Source organism: Halioglobus sp. D3-4, assembly GCF_055809315.1.
The window spans coordinates 2596899-2614663 of the sequence record NZ_CM147907.1 but is presented as its reverse complement, the minus strand read 5'-3'; the positions used below and the strand labels follow the sequence as shown (position 1 = coordinate 2614663).

Below are 17765 nucleotides of genomic sequence, written 5' to 3'. Positions count from 1 at the left end.
CGTGTTTTCCGCATCGAGTAGACTACCGTATGGGTATGGTGGACAGCGGCGCTGAAATCGGGGGCTGGGGGTGGAGGACTGCTGCGTGTTGCGGCACTATCGTATACTGTTTTCAAACCAAGACATGCTGGAACGATTTATGACGACAATATCAACTCCCGACCTATCAGATGAAGCACCTGAAGTGGTCGCACTCGAACTCCCCTGGATTAACTACGGCCAGGTCCGGCAGTTTGGAGGGCAGGTGGTCACCATTAAATGCCACGAGGATAACTCGCTGGTGAAGGAGTGTGTGGCCGAGGAGGGTCTCGGTCGTGTCATCGTGGTCGATGGCGGTGGCTCACGGCGTCGGGCATTACTCGGAGACATGCTCGCCGAGAAAGCGGCGGCCAATGGCTGGGCTGGACTGATCATCAACGGCGTTGTCCGGGATGTGGATGAGATTGGCCGCACCGCACTGGGTGTGCAGGCGCTGGGCTGCTGCCCGCTGAAGACCGAAAAGCTGGGCGTAGGGCAGCGCGGTATTGATCTGCATATCGGCGGCGCAAATATAGCGGCAGGGGACTATGTCTACGCCGATAATAACGGCGTTATTGTAAGTAAACGCCCGTTGCTCTGATTGGCTAGTAAGTGCGCGCCTACTGCAGGCGCATGGAGAGATCCAGTGCCCTGCAGTCTTTGGTGAGCGCGCCGATAGAGATAAAATCTACCCCGGTTTGCGCAATGGCCAGAAGCGTGTCCTCGGTGACATTGCCGGAGGCCTCCAGTTCAACCCGCCCGGCTGCCAGCGCAACAGCATCGGCCGTTTGTGTCAGTGAAAAATTATCCAGCATCACTCGGTCGCAGGCTGCGGCAATGGCTTCTTCCAACTCAGGAAAGCTCTCCACCTCCACCTCGACGGGCTTCCCCGGTGCGTTTTTGCGCGCTGTCTCGACGGCTGCCTTGATCCCGCCACAGGCCGCAATATGGTTTTCCTTGATCAGAAAAGCATCGTACAGACCCATGCGGTGATTGTGGCAGCCGCCGGTGCGCACAGCGTACTTTTGCGCGGTGCGCAGTCCCGGAATGGTTTTGCGGGTGTCGAGCAGGCGCACCGATGTGCTGGCGACAAGATCGGCATAGCGCCTGCAGGTTGTGGCGGTACCGGAGAGCAACTGCAGAAAGTTCAGTGCGCACCGCTCACCCGTCAGCAAGCTGCGCGCCGGACCGTCAAAAGAGAACAGCGCGTCGCCGGCGCTGATCTGCTGCCCATCACGATAGTGCCAATCAATAGTGATATCAACGTCGAGCTCAGCAAACACGGCATTCACCCATGGCTGGCCGCATAACACACCGTCTTCACGGGTGATAACCCGTCCGGAGGCCCGCGCGCCCGGGGTGATCAGGGCTGCGGTAATATCACCGCGCCCGATATCCTCCTCCAGGGCGGCGCGCACATTGCGCTGGACGACAGCGGGATCGAGGTCGATGGCTTCCGGTTCGGGCTGTGACATAGGGCGTTCAGTGCAGGCAGATTAAGGAGCGGCGATTGTAGCAGTTTGCCGCCGGTGCTGTTAATCCCGGCGTCGCCACGGGGGGGCTGTGGGCAATCTCCGTGACCTATTATTTCGCGGTAGGTAGACTGAAGGCTTCAAACCCTGGGGCGCGTCGCTGAGGAAAGTAACGAATATGAGATACACCGTGGAGCAGGGCTGGCTGCAAGAGGCGCGGCATGTGCCATCCCCGAACTATGGGCCGCGGCCGGTCGGATGCGTCGTGGATCTGTTGGTGGTCCATAATATTTCCCTGCCACCGCGCTGTTACAGTGGGGACTGTATCGAACGACTTTTTACCAACCGCCTGGATTGGAGTGAGCACCCGTTCTTCGAAGAGATTCGCGGTGTTGAGGTCTCTGCGCATCTCCTGATCCGTCGCAGCGGTGAGTTGCTGCAATTCGTCAGTTTTGATGATCGCGCCTGGCATGCCGGAGAGTCCTGCTTTGCGGGACGCAGCAATTGCAATGATTTCAGCATCGGGATCGAGTTGGAGGGGGCTGATGATGATCCCTATACCGCTGCGCAGTACACGGCGCTGTCGGCTGTTACCCAATCCCTGCTTGCACACTATCCGGCCATGTCGGCGCAGAGCATTGTCGGTCACAGTGATATTGCACCCGGAAGAAAAACAGATCCCGGGCCTGCGTTTGACTGGCAGCGTTACCGCGCCGAGCTGCAAAAATAGACCATCACAGCAGGTGCGCAGCTTGCAAGTGCCGGTAGTGGCAGCAGTATTCTCAGGAGCTGCTAAGCTTTAAGAAAATACTGATAACAATTCCGCAAGCGCGCTGGATATTTGTCATGCGAACGCCCACTGACTCCGAGGTGACTCTGCCCTCGATTATCGCCTCTATGGCGGGTAATTATGGCGGACAGGAACTGGTACTCACTGTCATCTTCCATCCCGATGTTTCACGCATCGGCCAGCGCGCGGTGGTGCCGCAACAATCGGGAAATGCACCCTGGGTGCTGGGCAGACGCAGCCCGGCATTTGATCACCCCAATGGACAGACCCCGACGCCCCTGGATGACCCCTATGTCAGTCGCAGGGCCTTGCAGTTTACGCTCCGCGGCAAGCACCTGGTGATTCGTCGTTTCGATGCGTCCAGTCGTTGTCGCCTGGGCTCTACGGAATTGTATGACAGCGTGGAGCTCGAATGGGAGCAGTTGCGCGCTGGACTGCCGATTATGCTGGGTCACAGCATTGTCCTCCTTCTGCGGGTGGGGTGCACCGGCTCTCCGTTTACCGCGGACCGCACAGCTGACAGCCTGCTGCGTGGCAGCAGCGCCTGTATGGTCGATATCCGGGAGCAGGTGGCACGCGCGGGAGAAAGCGACCTGGATGTGTTGGTACGCGGTGAGACAGGCACTGGCAAGGAGCTGGTTGCCACCGCCATTCACCGCGCCAGTCGCCGGGCGACTGAGCCTATGGTAAGCGTAAACATGGCCGCGATACCAAGTGAACTGGCAGCCGCTGCCCTGTTTGGCAGTGCCAGAGGGGCCTTTACCGGGGCTCATCAAGCGATGCCCGGCTATTTCGAGCAGGCCGAGGGCGGCACACTGTTTCTGGACGAGATCGGCGATGCCTCGGTGGAGGTCCAGCCACAATTGCTGAGGGCGTTACAGGAGCGTGAAATACAGGCGGTGGGTGGCTCGATTCGCCAGGTTGATGTGCGTGTGATTTCAGCAACGGATGCGGCACTGGACGATCAGGGCAGTGATTTCAAGGCGGCGCTGCGCCATCGCCTGGGTGCCTGTGAGCTTCGCCTGCCTCCGTTACGAGAGCACCCTGAGGATATCGGCGAACTGCTATTGTATTTCCTGCAAAGCAGTGCTGTCGAAACCGGGCGACCGGATTTGCTGCCGAAGGAGGATAGTGCGGCCGTGGATATAGCCGCCTGGGCCATCCTGTTTTATGCCTTTCTGTCCTACCAGTGGCCGGGCAATGTGCGCGAGCTGGCAAACTTTGCCCAGCAAGTCGTGATGGCCAGTGAGGGTAGGCCGGTAATGAATGAGATTCTGCAGGCTGCGATACTGAGTCCGGGTTCGCGGTCTACCTTTTCCGGGCGCGTTCGGCGTCGCAGCATGCAGGATGTAGATGATGCCACTTTTGATCGGGCGATGCGTGACAATGATTGCGAGGTTCCCCGGGTAGCACAGCAATTGAGCGTATCCCGCGCTGCGGTCTATCGCCGAATCGAAGCATCCCCGAGCTACCGCCTGGCCAGTGAGGTCGCGCCACAGGAATTGCAGCGTCTAATGAAGGAGCACGCCGGCGATATAGCCGGTGTTGCCCGCCAATTGCGCGTGTCACTAAACAGCCTGCGCAGCCAGTTGAGAAAGTTGCCGAGCGCGCTGGGCTAGGCCACGGTTATGGATAACTTTGTCGGGCCCTACCGCATTCTCAGGCTGATCAATGAGGGCGGCCAGGGCACCGTCTATCTGGGATACGACAAGCGGCTGCACCGCCGCGTCGCCATCAAGATCTACCGGTTGCCGGCAACGCGTGCAGCGCGCAAGCAGTTGTTGCAAGAGGCGCAGATTGTGGCCAGCATTCAGAGTCCCAAAGTGGTGCAGATTCACGATGTCATAGAATCCAGTACCCATCTGGCCATGGTCATGGAATATGTCCCAGGCTGTAGTCTGGAGGATTTTCTGACGGCGGTACGTCCGTCTCTGGCCAGTGTGCTGACAGTGGGAGCGGATGTTGCCGGTGCGCTGGCACTCGCCCGGCAGAAACATATCGTGCATGGGGACGTAAAAGCAGGGAATGTACTGATTGGCGAAAACGGCAGGGCCAAGCTTACCGACTTCGGTATCTCACGATCTACTTCCGAGGGGGGTTCCGGTCGCTGGGCAGCGGGTAGTTTATCGGCGGTGTCACCCGAACAGTATCTGGGCGATGCACTGGATGAGCGAGCAGACCTGTTTGCGCTGGGTGCGTTACTGTATCGAATGTTGTGCGGGGAGCAGCCTTTTTTCCGCGATGGAACACTCGATCCTCTGATGCTTACGAAGCGCCCGCCCAAGCCGCTGGCCGAGGTTGTCACTGGTGACGTCGAACTCCCCGACCCGCTGGTGGAGATTATCGACAAACTGCTCGAAAAGAATCCCAAAGACCGCCCAAAAAATACCCGCCGGGTGCGGCAGGTACTGCGCAAAGTGCTGCTCAGCCTGCCGCTGTCGGCCAACAACACTTTACTGCGAGAGGCGCTTCCCTGTTTTCGTCCTGAGTCGCCGCAGGATATTCCTCCGCTGATACCCCGGGGTCTGAGTCAGCAGGGTAGGTCCGCTCTGGTGCCTTCTGGCAATGCCTGGGTCAGGTTTCGACACCGCTTGAAGTCGTTGCGATGGCCTGCTCGCACCGCGCTGGCAGTGGTGCTGGTAGCACTGATCCTGGTGCCGCTGACAATCACCCTGCGCAATACGGTGTCGCCGGTGCAGTTTGCCCAGCCGCGCACCAACGGCATGGGCGACACCGTTCTACCGCGCGGTGCCTCACGCGATTGGCTGGTGTTGGAGGTGAGAAATGCACTGGCGAAACAGCTTGGCCAGCTGCGCATTATTGGGCCTGTCGGTGCGTTTCCTGTGACGGTGATTTACTCTCGCGGAGAGCCCGAGAATTGGAATGAAGCACCCGCAACCGTTGTTGCGATGGCCTTGCGCTGCGTTGACGGTATCTGTGTGCTCACAGTTACGCGGCAGCAGTCCGGCGCCCGTTTCAGCAAGCAGGGTGTGCTGCTGGCCAATATGTCATTGCAGGAATGGCGCGATATCGTGCATAACACCACACTGGCGCTCTACCCCTGAGTCACACCAGTGCGACTGTGCTGGCCAGCACCATTTGAGATAGGAAATACAGCGGTGTCCCCCACACGGACGTCAGTCTGGACTGTGGTGCGATAAACTGTCGCCGCGCGACAGCCAGATCCGAACAGGCAAAGCCCCAGGCCCCGATGATAATCAACCAGGCTGCGGGTTGACCCAAGGTCAACCCGGCGCACAGCAGCATGGCGGATATCACCAGGATGTAGAGAATAACGGGAATTTTCATGTCGGCGCCGACATGGGGAATGAGCCAGCGCCACACTGTCCCCAGCAACACCAGAACGGGTAGCACGGATATTGCCAGGCCCAGCGTGTTGCCCGGCAACTGGAAAAAGGCAACGGCGAACAGCAGGTGGCCGCAGAGGAACGCAGTTAGTCCGGCCAGAAAACTGCGCTCGCTGTCTGGCATCAGGAATAGATCCCCCAGCAGGCACAGTAACAACGCAGCCAGCATCCACTGGCCGTAGAGCGTGGATGTTGCACCCAGAGAAAGTGCCAGCCACACAAAGGCAATTGCCGCGAGTGGCTTGAACAGGTAGCGCCCCGGCCGGAAATCGCGAAAATCGCAGATCACCAGTGCGACCACTGCGATGCCGGACAGCACGGCTGGAGGTAATAGTGCAGCCAATGGCAGTGAGTCATTGAGCATGAGTACGTATCCTTTTTAGCAGTGATTGATTGTGCGGCGCCCTAATACCATGCTGCCCGGCGACTTGTAGCAGGTAGCCGGTGATATAGTCAATCTCAGTTTGCCGTCCGCGTTCAACATCCTGCAGCATGGAGGAACGGTTGTCAGCCGTGCCGGCGATAACGGCGTTCACTGTTGGCAGCAGTTGCTCTGCGATGTTCGCAAATCCTGCTGCGCGGGTGATCTCTGCCACTTCTGCGCAGAGAGCCTCCACCTGCGTTGACAGTTCAGCGCGACGTGCCAGCTCCCCGTTGCGACAACCGTTCACAGCTGTCAGGGGGTTTATCACACAGTTGACTGCCAGTTTTAACCACAGTGCGCTGTCGATATCCGCGTCCCAAACGCAGGCGTCGGTGGCGCGTGAGAAACTTTCGAACCATGCCGGGGGCGTAGTCAGGCCAGCACGGCCGATGCGGGTTTCACCGCGCCCGGCGTGTCGGATGTGTTGTGCGGACATCGCGTAGGCCCCTTCGGTCGTCGTGCCGCAGAAGATATCCAGGTGCGGGTAGTGCTGACGCAGTTTTTCAGCTAACCCCAAACCGTTCACCAGCAGAAGTACCACGCACTTGTCGCGCAACAGCTTGGCGATTCCAGAGACAGCCGAGTGCACGTCATAGGCTTTGGTGGTGATCAACAGGTGCGAGATCACCGCGGTGTCGTCGGGTGTCATTATTGGAAGGCGGTGCTCACTGCGCAGCTCATCGCGCTGGATCACCACCGGCACGGAGCGAGCCGCTGCGCTGCGGCGCATAACCAGCGTGGTCTCGCTGCCGCTGCTGCGCAGGCCGTGTGCAAACAGGCAGCCGATGGCGCCTGCGCCCAGCACATGCCAGTGAGATTTTTCCACTATTAGGTCTCGCTGTTGGTCATACTAGCGGACGGTTGCGCCCAGCGATTTCAGCCCTGACTATTTGTGCTCTGTTCACGCACTGGCGATACGATCCGAACGTGTCATATCTACCAGTATACCGGACAGGTGCGCCATACCCGAGAGTTTCTCCACGCTGCCGTAGCCGTCGCCCGCCAGCAAGTTGGAGTTTACACCGGGATGCTGTTGTGCATGGGGCAGGCCATCGGCTTTTTCATGTCCCCAACACTGTGGCACAGCCACTACGCCGGGCATCATCTCGTCGCTGACTTTCACCGGTATAGTGATGCTGTCAACAGCGCTGGTGATATCCACGTAGTCCAAATCTGCAACGCCCAGCTTCTCGGCATCCGCCGGGGAAATGTAGGCGTAGTTGGTGGTCTCCTTTACCAGACGTGGCGAATTGGCCGAGGAGGAATTCATACGCTTTACCTCCCGTTTGCCGATCAGCTTCATTCTGTCCAGATTGTTCAGCTCGTCATTAAACAGGGTCTCCACGCGTTCATTGAATGCGGTGACGAAATCTGGCGGGCCGAGATCGACCAGTGCATCGTCGGTCAGCACGCGTGGTGTGCCGAGGAAGTTTCCGCCAGGATTGTCCGGTAAGCGCAGGCCGTGGGGATGGTTCTTCAGCATGGCCTTGAAGTCCGGCTGCCCGGATTGCTTGAGCATGCCGCTGACCAATACCTTGGGCACGCTGATAAACCCCAGCGGGGTGTGGGCCAGCCTCGCGGCGAGTTTGAAGAAGCCGGAAATGAAACGATTGCCCATCAGGGTGACGCCGAACATGTCTGCCAGACGGGTATACATCCACCATTCCTCGCGTACATCCGGTGGCGGCTCCAAGACTTTGTCGGCGGCATATAAATAGGGGGTCGGGGTGCAACCGACAAAGGATTGTAACGCATACGGCATGCCGGGCCGTTCCATCCAGGTGGCAGCGGGCAGAATATAGTGTGCGAGATTGCCCGTCTCGTTGCGGAACCAGTCGATACAAACCAGCAGTTCGAGTTCTCCCAGTGCCTGCTCGAGGCGGTTGCCGGGGTTGGGCACCGCCAGTATGGGGTTTGATGCCTCTACGAATAACCCCTTGACCTCGCCATTGAGTATATCGTCGGCCAGCAGTGCCGCCGGTTGCTGGCCGGACACGCTGGGCAGGTCATCGCTGCGGTGAAAGCCCAGTTTCAGTACCGGGTCATCCTTGGCCTGTAGCGCAAAATCGATGATGCCCTCGCCAATCAGGTTGCCGCCCTGGCGATCGAAGTTGCCGGTGATGGCTGAAATGCACTCCAGCAGCCAATAGCACAGCGTGCCACTGCGGCCCTGATTGACGCCCGTCGCCATATTCAGTGCGGCGCCGTCAGCGGCCAGATAGGCATCTACAAGTTCGCGCAACGTTGCAGCGGAGATGCCGGTGACCTGAGCCTGTCGCTCCGCCGTCCAGGGCGCAACGGCAGAGCGCAATGATTCAAGGTTTTTCATCGTCCGCGAGATCAGCTCGTGGTCGATCGCATCCCGTTGAAAAATCTCGTTGCAAAAGGCCGCTAGAAAATAGACATCGGTGTCCGGGCGGATAAACAAATGTTCTCCGGTCCGGGCGGATTCCACCCGGCGTGGATTGATCCACACCACACGCCCCCCGCGCGCGATAATCCCGGCAAAGCGGTCACGTGAACGCGGTAGGTGGTAAAGGGTATTGCCAGATACGTTTGGGTTGGCGCCGAGTATCATCATGAAATTGGTATGGTCGACATCCGGGTAGGCCAGGCGCATTGGCGAGCCGTACATATCGCCGTTGACGCGGAATTTGTTCATCGTGTCGCAGGTACCGGTGCCGTACATGCGGTTGGAGCCAATCCCCTTGTAGAATTCTCCGCGAAAAATGGGTGACATCAGGTTGCTGCCGCCGGGTGCGCCCACGAAGTTGCCAAAGGCCTGTGGGCCATCGCGCTTGATAATGGCCTTGATCTTTGCGCCTATCTCTTCCAGCGCCTGATCCCAGGTAATCTCCTGCCAGCGGTCGTCGATGCGTTTCAGCGGTGCGGTTACGCGGTCCGGGCTGTGTTGAATAGAGTCAAATTTGGTGCCTTTGACACAGGCGTATCCGGTGGACACTACGTGCTGTTCATCGGGGCGGATATCCCGGATGCGATTGTCTTCCACATCCACTTCCAGCCCGCAGAACGACTCACACAGCGAGCAGAATGTCAGCTTTGTTTCCATCATAGGGGTAGCCTCGCCTGTATTGCTGATAACTCTACTACAGAAACGGATTCTCGATAGTAAGGCTGTGGCAGGTATTCTCTGTCGGTTCAGCAGTTCAGGCCAGTTTTTCGATTGTTCGTTTCAATTGTCTCTCGTTTTGATGAGTGGTTTGCGCCGCAGGTCGCGTTCCAGTGCAACTTCGAAGTTCAGTTCCAGTCGCCACGAGCCGCGGCGCCTGTCATCGGCACGATGCTTGCGAAAGTTGTACGAGGGTTGTAACTCGACAAAGAGGTACGGTCGATAAATCTGTCGGCGAAGCTGCAGTCCAACACGGTAGTTTTTGACGTAGGACGGATCAGTGGCGCCACTGATCGACCCGAAATAACTCAGTACGCGGGGATCTTTCTTGTGTACGCTACGGCGCTGGTACAGTACCAGCGTGCTCTGCCACTCCGTACCTTCCGTATTTTCACCGTACACGAGCTCGTTGCTGAAGCGGAGCAGGTTTGTTCTATTCAACGCCGCGTCAAGGTTGAGTTCTGCAGTGGAAAAAAAGCCTTTAGTATCCTTATATTCAACCTGCTGGGTAAAACGGTAGCTGCTGTCCTGATAGAGCGGTCCCTGGTGGCGGAACCTCACACCGGGGCGAAAGCCCCGGGAGCTGAACCCCATTGTCAGGTCGACACGAGAGCGGCGTCTCTGGTCAATCGTATAGAGAAGGCCGGCGTTGTCCTCACTTTTGACTTCATCATTGCTCAGTTGATCACCGTCTTCTCCGCCGAAGAATAAATTCAGCCGCTTGGAAATTTTGGGTAGTTGCAGTTTTCCTCTCAACCGTACCTTGGTGTTATAGCCGTCACTCTGGTCAAACTCGTTCTTCCAAATTACCCGTACCAGCGACTCCGCTTTCTCCAGATCATAATTCGGGTCGCCGAAGAAATTGTCCATCCACTCGGTAAGGGCCTGTACATTGTCCGTGGCATAGGCGTGACTTTCATCTGCCCAGTTCAGCGCTTCTTCTTTGGCGTTTGGTGATGCAACAGGGGGGTGTTCGCCGTTCTGCAATTGTCGTGAGTCGGGTTGTGCGACCCCACACAATGCCGGCGCAGCAAGGGTGATCAGCAGAATGAATCTTATACGTTTCATTGGCTGTTTTGTTACCCTGAACCATATACTGCATTCCTGTCGATCAGTTTTTCATAAGTCCGTGAGCGAATTCAATAAACAAATGCGGCGAGCGATCTGGTCAAGTCCGGTCATGTGGATTTGAAAACTGATCGTGGCGCATTACTATGTACCCCCGTTTTCACCCGCCCACAGGAGTTGCGCGCCATGCCATCATTTGATGTTGTTTCTGAAGTAGATTTGCACCAATTGACCAACGCCGTGGATCAGGCGTCGAGAATTGTGGGCAATCGCTTTGATTTCAAAGGTGTCGATGCCTCTTTTGCGCGCGATGAACGCAGCGTGGTGATGACGGCGGAGGCGGAGTTTCAGGTGACACAGATGGAAGACATGCTGCGCACCGCGTTGATCAAGTGCAATATTGAACCTGGTGCGATGGATTGCGGTGACATGCAGACCACCGGCAAGGTCGTACGTCAGACAGTAGTAATGCGGCACGGGCTGGACAGTGCGCAGTGTAGGTCTATCGTCAAGCTCATAAAGGATGCCAAGCTAAAAGTGCAGGCACAGATACAGGGTGAGCAAGTGCGGGTTACAGGGAAGAAGCGCGATGACCTGCAACAGGTGATGGCAATCTTAAGGAAGGAAGATCTGAGCGCGCCGCTGCAGTTCACCAATTTTCGGGATTGACCATCCGCCTGGTAGCTAGTCCTCAGAGAGTTCAAGCATGGACTCAAGCGCAGCTGATTTTTGCTCGATGGCGAGAGCGTCGAGTATGGGGTTTTCCAGCGTCTTGTAGTAGAGCAGTTCCAGATAGCGGTAAACACAGCCGTAGCGGTACAGTGTGATGCGCTCCCAGTCGTTGGGTTTACGTCCCAGATAGGTAAACAGCAGAGTGTCAGTCTCGTGGTCGGCAAGTGAGTCGCCGTTTACAATTACCGCGATGTCGTACCAAGGACTGCCCATCGCGCAATATTCCCAGTCGATTGCCCACAGTTTGCCAGCGCTATAGATACGGTTGGCGCGCAGCAGATCATTGTGGCAGAGCACCGTTTCGCCGGGGTGTTGGGCGATGGCTTCCAGCAGGCTGGACACTTTTTCGCCGTACTGCCGGAATAGGTTAGTGCTTGACCGCTCCCGTTGTTCCAGCTGTTTTTCATAGAGGCGGTTCCGCTCTGCCAGTTTGAGGCGGTGATGTCGCGGTGGTAGTCGGTGGATTTTGTGCAGCAGGCGTGCCACCTCCCTGACGTCGAGCCCCTGATCGACATCGGGTGACAGGTAGTCGCATACCAGAGCGCCTAGATCAGGGTTGAAATAGCATGGCCGGGGCGTCAGGCTCATATTGTGAGCATCCTGCAGCGTGCGCCACTCGGCTTCGCGGCTCAGCCCGAAATTCGACGGATTGAAGCCATCTATGCGAATCACGAAATGCTGCTCTGACTCGACCAATATACTGTAATTGCTGATTCCGGACGTGAGCACCTTGATGATGGTCGGCGCACGGGTCACCACGGGCTCACAGTTCCACTGAGGCCATTGGGCGAGCGTTTGGTCCAGCTTCAGCCGGATATCTTTTGGCAGTGATTGAAGCATCGACATGGCCCTCAGGATTGCATCGCAAGTATAGGCCGCTTACACTCGTTATCCAATAACAACTGGTCCTGCTCGCCATTTTTTGCGGGGCGTCAGGTGAGTAGTTCAATGACAAAAGATATCAATCGAGGCAGTGGGCAGGGGGAGGAGATTGAGGGCGCCCCGCCTGTAATATCAACAGCGGAGCTTGCTGAATCCAGGCTCACCGAAACGCTGACGATCAACCGCTATCTCTACCAGCAAACACAGCAGCTTGAGCTTATGCTGTTGCAAGCGCAGGGCCTGCCGGCCCTTTTTGAGATATTGCTGGTAAGTATGCCCCGGCATTACTCCTTCAGGACGTCGGAGTTATGGCTGTATGACCCCGATGACGTCCTGTCCAAAATACTGGTGGGCGCGGAGCGATATGGTACCAGCCTACAATTGCTGAGTGATGTGTTTCCCATTCAGGAGTTGTATGAATTGGAGCCCGATATCGCGTTAATTGATGCCACAGATTCGAGAATGTTCGAGATACTCAAGTCTGAGCATGGGGTTGAATACGCACTGTTAATGCCGCTGACAGACTCGGGTCGCCTGATCGGCAGTCTGCATCTGGGTTTACAGGATGACTCGTTGGTACTGGGCGAGCAGGAAGAGCATTTGTTGGCTCACCTGGCGGCACTGCTGTCTTCCTGCTTTAAATCGGCGGTCAGTCGCCAGCAGGTATCGCAACTGACGCTGCTGGACCCTTTGACCGAGGCTAGCAACCCGCGCGGTTTTGGTCGAGAGATAGCCAGGGAGATTTCGCGCGCCCGTCGTTCGTCGCAGCCAGTGACGGTATTGCTGATGGAAATCGATGAGTTCGATGACCTTTACCAGCACTATGGCGTGCGGCGTGGACAGTTTGTGATCAGGAAAGTGGCCGAAAGACTGTCTTCAAATCTGCGAGCGACCGATTCACTGGCGCGTCTGGGGCAGTCGAAGTTTGCTGTACTTATTCCGGCTACTGGCGAGATCATCAGTCGGGATGTCGCGGAACGCATGCGTTCGGATATCGAGGACTTTTCGGTCGATGACGGCCGTGGTGCGGTGTTGCAGGTGTCTCTCAGTATCGGTCTGGTCACGTGGGAGCCACAGCAGTTTCCCGCTGTCGATATGCCGCAGTTGGCAAGGCAGATGGAGACCGTTGGCAATAAAGCGCTGGAACGTGCCAAGGCGCGAGGTGGTAATTGTGTGGCGCATTCGCGTCTCAGCACTCTGGTTCTGTGAGGAAGTTTAATGAGTAAGCTCGATGCGTTGTTTGAAAAAAACCGTGAGTGGGCGCACGGCGTAAAAACAACAGATCCCCGGTTCTTTGAAAAATTGGCGGCCCAGCAAAGCCCAGAATACCTGTGGATCGGATGCTCCGACAGTCGTGTACCGGCAAATCAGATCGTCGGTTTGATGCCCGGCGAAATCTTCGTGCACCGCAATGTAGCAAATATGGTGGTGCATACAGATTTCAATTGTCTCACGGTATTGCAGTACGCGGTGGATGTGCTGCAAGTCAAGCATATTATGGTGGTCGGGCACTATGGTTGTGGCGGTGTTGCCGCGGCGTATGAAAACGCGGATAACGGCATGATCGATAACTGGCTGCGTAATATTAAAGATGTACAGCATCGCCATCGCAAACGGATTGAAGCGATAGAGGACAAGGAAGAGCGGCTGGAGCTGCTGTGTGAACTCAATGTGAAAACCCAGGTCTCGCACGTCTGTCATACCACTATTGCCCAGAATGCCTGGCAGCGCGGGCAGTCACTGGCCGTGCATGGCTGGGTTTACAGTCTCCAGGATGGCCTGTTGAAGGACCTCGACTGTACCGTTACGGGGGCAGATCAGATTGCAGACGCCTATCGCGTTGTCGCCCCACCGGAGCTGTAGGGAATGGCAGCAAATACGAGCCTTGAAGAGCGGCTGGCGCGACTGGAAGCCATCGAAGCTATCCGGCAGCTAAAGTCTCGCTATTTTCACGCCTGTGACAACAAGCAACCCGACGAGGTTCGGGCGTGTTTCGCGCCCGGCACCATCGATTTGCGTTATGGGCGCATTGGCAATTTTGATAACCGGGAGAAAATGCTCGCGGTGTATACAGAGCTCGCCTGTCAGCCCCATATCGTCGAAATGCATCACGGCCAGAACCCGCGCATCGATGTTCACGATGCCGACAATGCCACCGGTATATGGGGCCTCTACTACTATATGATAGATACCCGCCGGCAGAGCGTCACGCAACTGGCGGGCTTTTACGACGATGCCTACACTCGGCAGAACGGCCAGTGGCGCATTGCTCGCTCCTGGTATGAGGTGAGTTCCACCCAGATATTCGACTTGACGGAAGGCTTGGCGCGGGTGATTTTTGCCGGGGCAGCTGCCCCCGTGGAATTGGATGACCCCGGGAAGCAGGCGGGATGATGCAATACAATTCTGCCTCGCAGGCAGATCGCCGCGCATATTGTCAAAAGCTTGCTCATCCAATAACGTCATGGAGGTGTCTGTTCGATGGCTAACCTGCTAGTGCTGCTACTGCTAATTTTTGCCGGCGTTGCGCTGATGGCGGTATTGGGAGAGCGATTTGCCAAGCCTGCCGACCCGGAGCAGATGCGCAAGCTGCAGCGTTGGCTGCTGCCGTTGATTGGCCTCTCCCTGGTGCTATCCCTGGTGAAGTTCTATCTCTGAACTCCGGGAAAGCGGCGTTGAGGCGCCGACGGTGCGCTTGATTTCAGTCGATCCTCGGATACACTGTCGGCGCATTTCACCCTGGCCGACATAGCTCAGTTGGTAGAGCAACGCATTCGTAATGCGTAGGTCCGGCGTTCGACTCGCCGTGTCGGCACCACTTTTTCCCGGATTCCCACCGCGACAGTTTGACTTTGCTTTAAGGAGGAACCCGCCATGCCCGGTTTTGAACAATTGATGCTCCTGCTGCTGGCCGCGGTGATCCTGGTACCGCTTGCTGCCCGGCTTGGTCTGGGAGCGGTGCTCGGTTACCTGCTGGCCGGTGTGATTGTCGGCCCCTGGGGGTTGGGCGTGATCGGGCATGTCGATGAGATCCTGCATGTCGCTGAGTTCGGGGTGATATTACTGCTGTTTGTGATTGGTCTGGAACTGCGACCGACGCGCTTATGGGCACTGCGCCGGGCAATCTTTGGCTTTGGTAGTGCCCAGATGCTGCTCTGCGCAGCACTGCTGATGGGTTTTGCGTTTCTGCTTGGTGAGTCCCTGTCCACGGCGGCCGTGGTGGGGCTGGTGCTGGCGCTGTCCTCCACTGCGTTTGCGCTGCAACTGATCGCCGAACGCGGGGAGATGACCACCCGCTGGGGTCGCTCAGCCTTCGGTACACTGCTTTTTCAGGATCTCGCGGTGGTCCCGCTTTTGGCCCTGCTGCCGTTGCTGGGCACACGTACGGAGACCGGGAGCATCTCCTGGCTTCAACTACTTCAATCTGTGGCTGTACTGCTGCTCGTGTTGTTCGCGGGGAGGTTTTTACTGCGCCAGATCCTGCGGATTGCCGCGCTCAGCAAGGTGCGAGAGATTCTAACCGCGACGGCGCTGCTGGTGGCTTTTGGTATGGCCTATCTGCTTGAAATCGCAGGTTTGTCGATGGCACTGGGCGCATTTCTGGCGGGCGTGCTGCTGGCAGATTCTGAGTTCCGACATCAGCTCGAGGCCGATATTGAGCCTTTCAAGGGCTTGCTGCTGGGGTTGTTTTTTATTGCAGTGGGTATGTCGCTGAATGTAGGGCTTGTCACCACCGATACGGCCAGTGTTGTCGTACTGATCACCGGTATCGTGGTGATCAAGCTGATGGTGCTCTTTGGCCTGGGTTGCTGGAACGGACTGGCACCCCGGGAGTCAATGAAACTGGGCATTGCGCTGTCGCAGGGCGGCGAATTTGCGTTTGTCCTGTTCGGTGTCGCCGTTGCTGCCGGTGCGCTGTCAACCGATCAGGGAGAGCTATACAGTGTGGCGGTGTCGCTCTCGATGGTGGTGACGCCGCTGTTGTTTATCGTTTACGACCGCTGGGAGCAGCGGCCGCAGGATATTCCGGAATTTGATGAGATCGATGAGGAGGAGACACCGGTCATCATTGTCGGATTTGGCCGCTTTGGTCAGGTAGTTGCCCGTATATTGAGTGCGATGAAAATTCCCTTCACTGCGCTGGACGCCAGCCCCCAGCAGGTGGATTTTGTGCGTCTCTACGGCAATGAGATCTACTATGGAGACGGCTCCCGGATCGATTTGTTGGAGGCCGCCGGTGCGCACGACGCCAGAATCCTGGTGCTGGCGATCGACGATGTCGAAGCCTCCATGTCCGCGGCAACGGTGATACGTTCGCACTTTCCGGGGCTCAGGGTGTTTGCGCGGGCGCGCAATCGTCAGCATGCCTACCGGCTGATGGAGCTGGGAGTACATGTGATTCAGCGCGAGACCTTCCTGTCGGCTGTTGATATCGGGCGTTCTGTGCTGGTGGGGCTGGGCGTGGGCGCGAAGCAGGCCAATGACATGACCGCGCGCTTTGCCGAGCACGATGAGCGTCGATTGAACGAGTACCACAGCGTACACGGCGATGAGGAGAAGCAGCGGGAGCTGGCCAAGGAAGCGGCGCGCGAACTGGAGGAGATGTTCGCCCGGGATGCCAGCGAGTTGGCACAGGAAAATGCGTAAAATGGCCACAGCGCACCATTGGCCCCGCTATATCTGCGCTCAAAATGGATCAATCGCTGCAGCAGCCCGAAATTGCGGGAATGGTGGTCGCGGGAGCAGGCTGAAGAACGCCCGGATACAGCGGTTTCAACTTTCAACTGCGCACTCTATAATCGGCTGCATTAGAAATACTGGTGGCATAGTGCTCGCCGGACATTCAGGGGAGTAAGTGTGGCGGCCCAGTGGCTAAGTAATTCCAGTATAGTGTCTGCACGCCTGAGCGGTGCAGCGACGACTGTGCTGAGCGCTCTGGCCCGGCCCGAACAGGCGCGTCGACTACGCAGGGTGTTACTCTATCTGCTGGCCATCTGGGCGGTTCTGGCGTTGGGCAGGCTCATCTGGTCATTGGTACCCACGCCGGATTCCGCTGCGGTGGATGTGGTGGAGGTCATCAATCCCGTTACTAGTGGCGGTTCCGCACGCGATGCCCAGCCAGTGGATATAGACACCCTGGTGGCGTGGCATCTATTCGGGGAAGTGGGTGAGACACCGGTGGATATCCCGTTACCTGAGGAGACCAGGCAGGCCAGTGCGCGTGACGGGATAGAGGAGGGCGCTAAAGAGACCCGACTGCAACTCACACTGCGAGGTATCGTGTCGTCGACCGAGGATGGTCTCGGGTACGCCATTATCGAGAGCAAAAATCAGCAGGACGTATACGCAGTGGAGGACAAGTTGCCAGTCTCGGGTCAGGTGGTACTTGCCAAGGTGATGCCAAAGCAGGTCGTGCTCGACAACGGCGGGACTTATGAATTGCTGGTACTGTATGAAGACTCTCCTATGGGCGGGAAGAGCCCGCCACTACCGGCGGCGATTAAAACCCCGGCGCTCTCTCAGAATACAGAGCAACGCAATGATTCACAGACGACCACCCTGGCTCAGAGTTACCGCGAGCGCCTGTATAGTAACCCTCAATCGTTGGCCGAGGTGGTCCGTATCAGCGCCGTGCGCGAAGGCTCTGCAATGCGTGGTTACCAGATAAGTCCGGGAACCGATGCGGCGCAGTTCGCGCAATTGGGGTTTAAGGCGGGTGATGTGGTGACGGGAATCAACGGCGTGAGTCTCGATAACCCTGCCAATACGATGGTTTTGTACAACAGCCTGCGCACCGCAGGGGAAGTGGTTTTTGAGCTGGAGCGCGGGGGGCAGCCCATGACGCTCAGCGTCAATTTGGACGGTGGTGCCACGCAGTGAA

Annotated in this window: 17 protein-coding genes and 1 tRNA gene; 12 read left to right on the top strand and 6 right to left on the bottom strand. The window is 57.4% G+C overall.

The features are described 5' to 3' along the window. Positions 1-139: 139 nt before the first annotated feature. Positions 140-619 (top strand): ribonuclease E activity regulator RraA, encoded by a 480-nt coding sequence (gene rraA, locus AC0L6S_RS11225; protein ID WP_473424018.1) that lies wholly within the window; start codon positions 140-142, stop codon positions 617-619. A 19-nt stretch (positions 620-638) separates the two neighbouring features. Here rraA and nadC read toward each other — a convergent pair whose 3' ends face one another. Beyond that, the gene (gene nadC, locus AC0L6S_RS11220; protein ID WP_473424017.1) at positions 639-1493 is read right to left on the bottom strand and encodes a carboxylating nicotinate-nucleotide diphosphorylase; all 855 of its coding nucleotides are present in this window, start codon (positions 1491-1493) and stop codon (positions 639-641) included. Positions 1494-1668: 175 nt separating this feature from the next. Between nadC and ampD the strand changes: the two genes are divergently transcribed. The 3 genes from ampD (at position 1669) to AC0L6S_RS11205 (ending at position 5345) form a co-directional block, all read left to right on the top strand. Continuing rightward, on the top strand, positions 1669-2220 hold the full coding sequence (gene ampD, locus AC0L6S_RS11215; protein ID WP_473424016.1) for a 1,6-anhydro-N-acetylmuramyl-L-alanine amidase AmpD: 552 nt from the start codon (positions 1669-1671) through the stop codon (positions 2218-2220). Positions 2221-2336: 116 nt separating this feature from the next. After that, a complete protein-coding gene (locus AC0L6S_RS11210) occupies positions 2337-3899 on the top strand; it encodes a sigma 54-interacting transcriptional regulator (RefSeq protein WP_473424015.1) in 1563 nt (520 codons plus the stop codon). Positions 3900-3908: 9 nt separating this feature from the next. Next, on the top strand, positions 3909-5345 hold the full coding sequence (locus AC0L6S_RS11205; protein ID WP_473424014.1) for a serine/threonine-protein kinase: 1437 nt from the start codon (positions 3909-3911) through the stop codon (positions 5343-5345). Between the two features lies 1 nt (position 5346). Here the strand turns inward: AC0L6S_RS11205 and AC0L6S_RS11200 are convergent, their stop codons facing one another. The 4 genes from AC0L6S_RS11200 to AC0L6S_RS11185 all read right to left on the bottom strand — a co-directional run bounded on the left by AC0L6S_RS11200 (position 5347) and on the right by AC0L6S_RS11185 (position 10270). Further along, positions 5347-6012, bottom strand: coding sequence for a lysoplasmalogenase family protein (locus tag AC0L6S_RS11200; protein WP_473424012.1), 666 nt, complete (start codon positions 6010-6012; stop codon positions 5347-5349). Next, positions 6002-6898, bottom strand: a complete 897-nt coding sequence (locus AC0L6S_RS11195; RefSeq protein WP_473424011.1) for a ketopantoate reductase family protein — start codon at positions 6896-6898, stop codon at positions 6002-6004. The genes AC0L6S_RS11200 and AC0L6S_RS11195 overlap by 11 nt, the downstream gene beginning before the upstream one ends. A 75-nt stretch (positions 6899-6973) precedes the next feature. Continuing rightward, positions 6974-9145 carry a molybdopterin-containing oxidoreductase family protein gene (locus AC0L6S_RS11190; protein WP_473424010.1) on the bottom strand — a complete coding sequence of 724 codons (2172 nt, stop codon included), beginning with the start codon at positions 9143-9145 and terminating at the stop codon, positions 6974-6976. A 120-nt stretch (positions 9146-9265) separates the two neighbouring features. Continuing rightward, positions 9266-10270, bottom strand: a complete 1005-nt coding sequence (locus AC0L6S_RS11185) for a hypothetical protein (RefSeq protein WP_473424008.1) — start codon at positions 10268-10270, stop codon at positions 9266-9268. 186 nt (positions 10271-10456) lie between these two features. Between AC0L6S_RS11185 and AC0L6S_RS11180 the strand changes: the two genes are divergently transcribed. After that, positions 10457-10939, top strand: coding sequence for a YajQ family cyclic di-GMP-binding protein (locus AC0L6S_RS11180; protein WP_473424007.1), 483 nt, complete (start codon positions 10457-10459; stop codon positions 10937-10939). A gap of 15 nt (positions 10940-10954) precedes the next feature. Here the strand turns inward: AC0L6S_RS11180 and AC0L6S_RS11175 are convergent, their stop codons facing one another. Beyond that, positions 10955-11842 (bottom strand): phosphotransferase, encoded by an 888-nt coding sequence (locus AC0L6S_RS11175; protein ID WP_473424004.1) that lies wholly within the window; start codon positions 11840-11842, stop codon positions 10955-10957. A 108-nt stretch (positions 11843-11950) separates the two neighbouring features. Between AC0L6S_RS11175 and AC0L6S_RS11170 the strand changes: the two genes are divergently transcribed. The 7 genes from AC0L6S_RS11170 to gspC all read left to right on the top strand — a co-directional run bounded on the left by AC0L6S_RS11170 (position 11951) and on the right by gspC (position 17764). Then, positions 11951-13093 (top strand): GGDEF domain-containing protein, encoded by a 1143-nt coding sequence (locus AC0L6S_RS11170; RefSeq protein ID WP_473424001.1) that lies wholly within the window; start codon positions 11951-11953, stop codon positions 13091-13093. A gap of 9 nt (positions 13094-13102) precedes the next feature. After that, positions 13103-13747: a carbonate dehydratase gene (gene can / locus AC0L6S_RS11165; protein ID WP_473424000.1), complete on the top strand. Its 645-nt coding sequence runs from the start codon at positions 13103-13105 to the stop codon at positions 13745-13747. 3 nt (positions 13748-13750) lie between these two features. Further along, positions 13751-14278, top strand: coding sequence for a nuclear transport factor 2 family protein (locus AC0L6S_RS11160; protein ID WP_473423999.1), 528 nt, complete (start codon positions 13751-13753; stop codon positions 14276-14278). 87 nt (positions 14279-14365) lie between these two features. Beyond that, entirely contained in the window at positions 14366-14542 is a 177-nt protein-coding gene (locus AC0L6S_RS11155; RefSeq protein ID WP_473423998.1) for a hypothetical protein, read from the top strand. Positions 14543-14626: 84 nt separating this feature from the next. Then, positions 14627-14702 (top strand) — tRNA-Thr (locus AC0L6S_RS11150). 56 nt (positions 14703-14758) lie between these two features. Beyond that, positions 14759-16531, top strand: a complete 1773-nt coding sequence (locus tag AC0L6S_RS11145) for a monovalent cation:proton antiporter-2 (CPA2) family protein (RefSeq protein WP_473423995.1) — start codon at positions 14759-14761, stop codon at positions 16529-16531. A gap of 210 nt (positions 16532-16741) precedes the next feature. Next, a complete protein-coding gene (gene gspC, locus AC0L6S_RS11140; RefSeq protein ID WP_473423993.1) occupies positions 16742-17764 on the top strand; it encodes a type II secretion system protein GspC in 1023 nt (340 codons plus the stop codon). Position 17765: the final 1 nt, after the last annotated feature.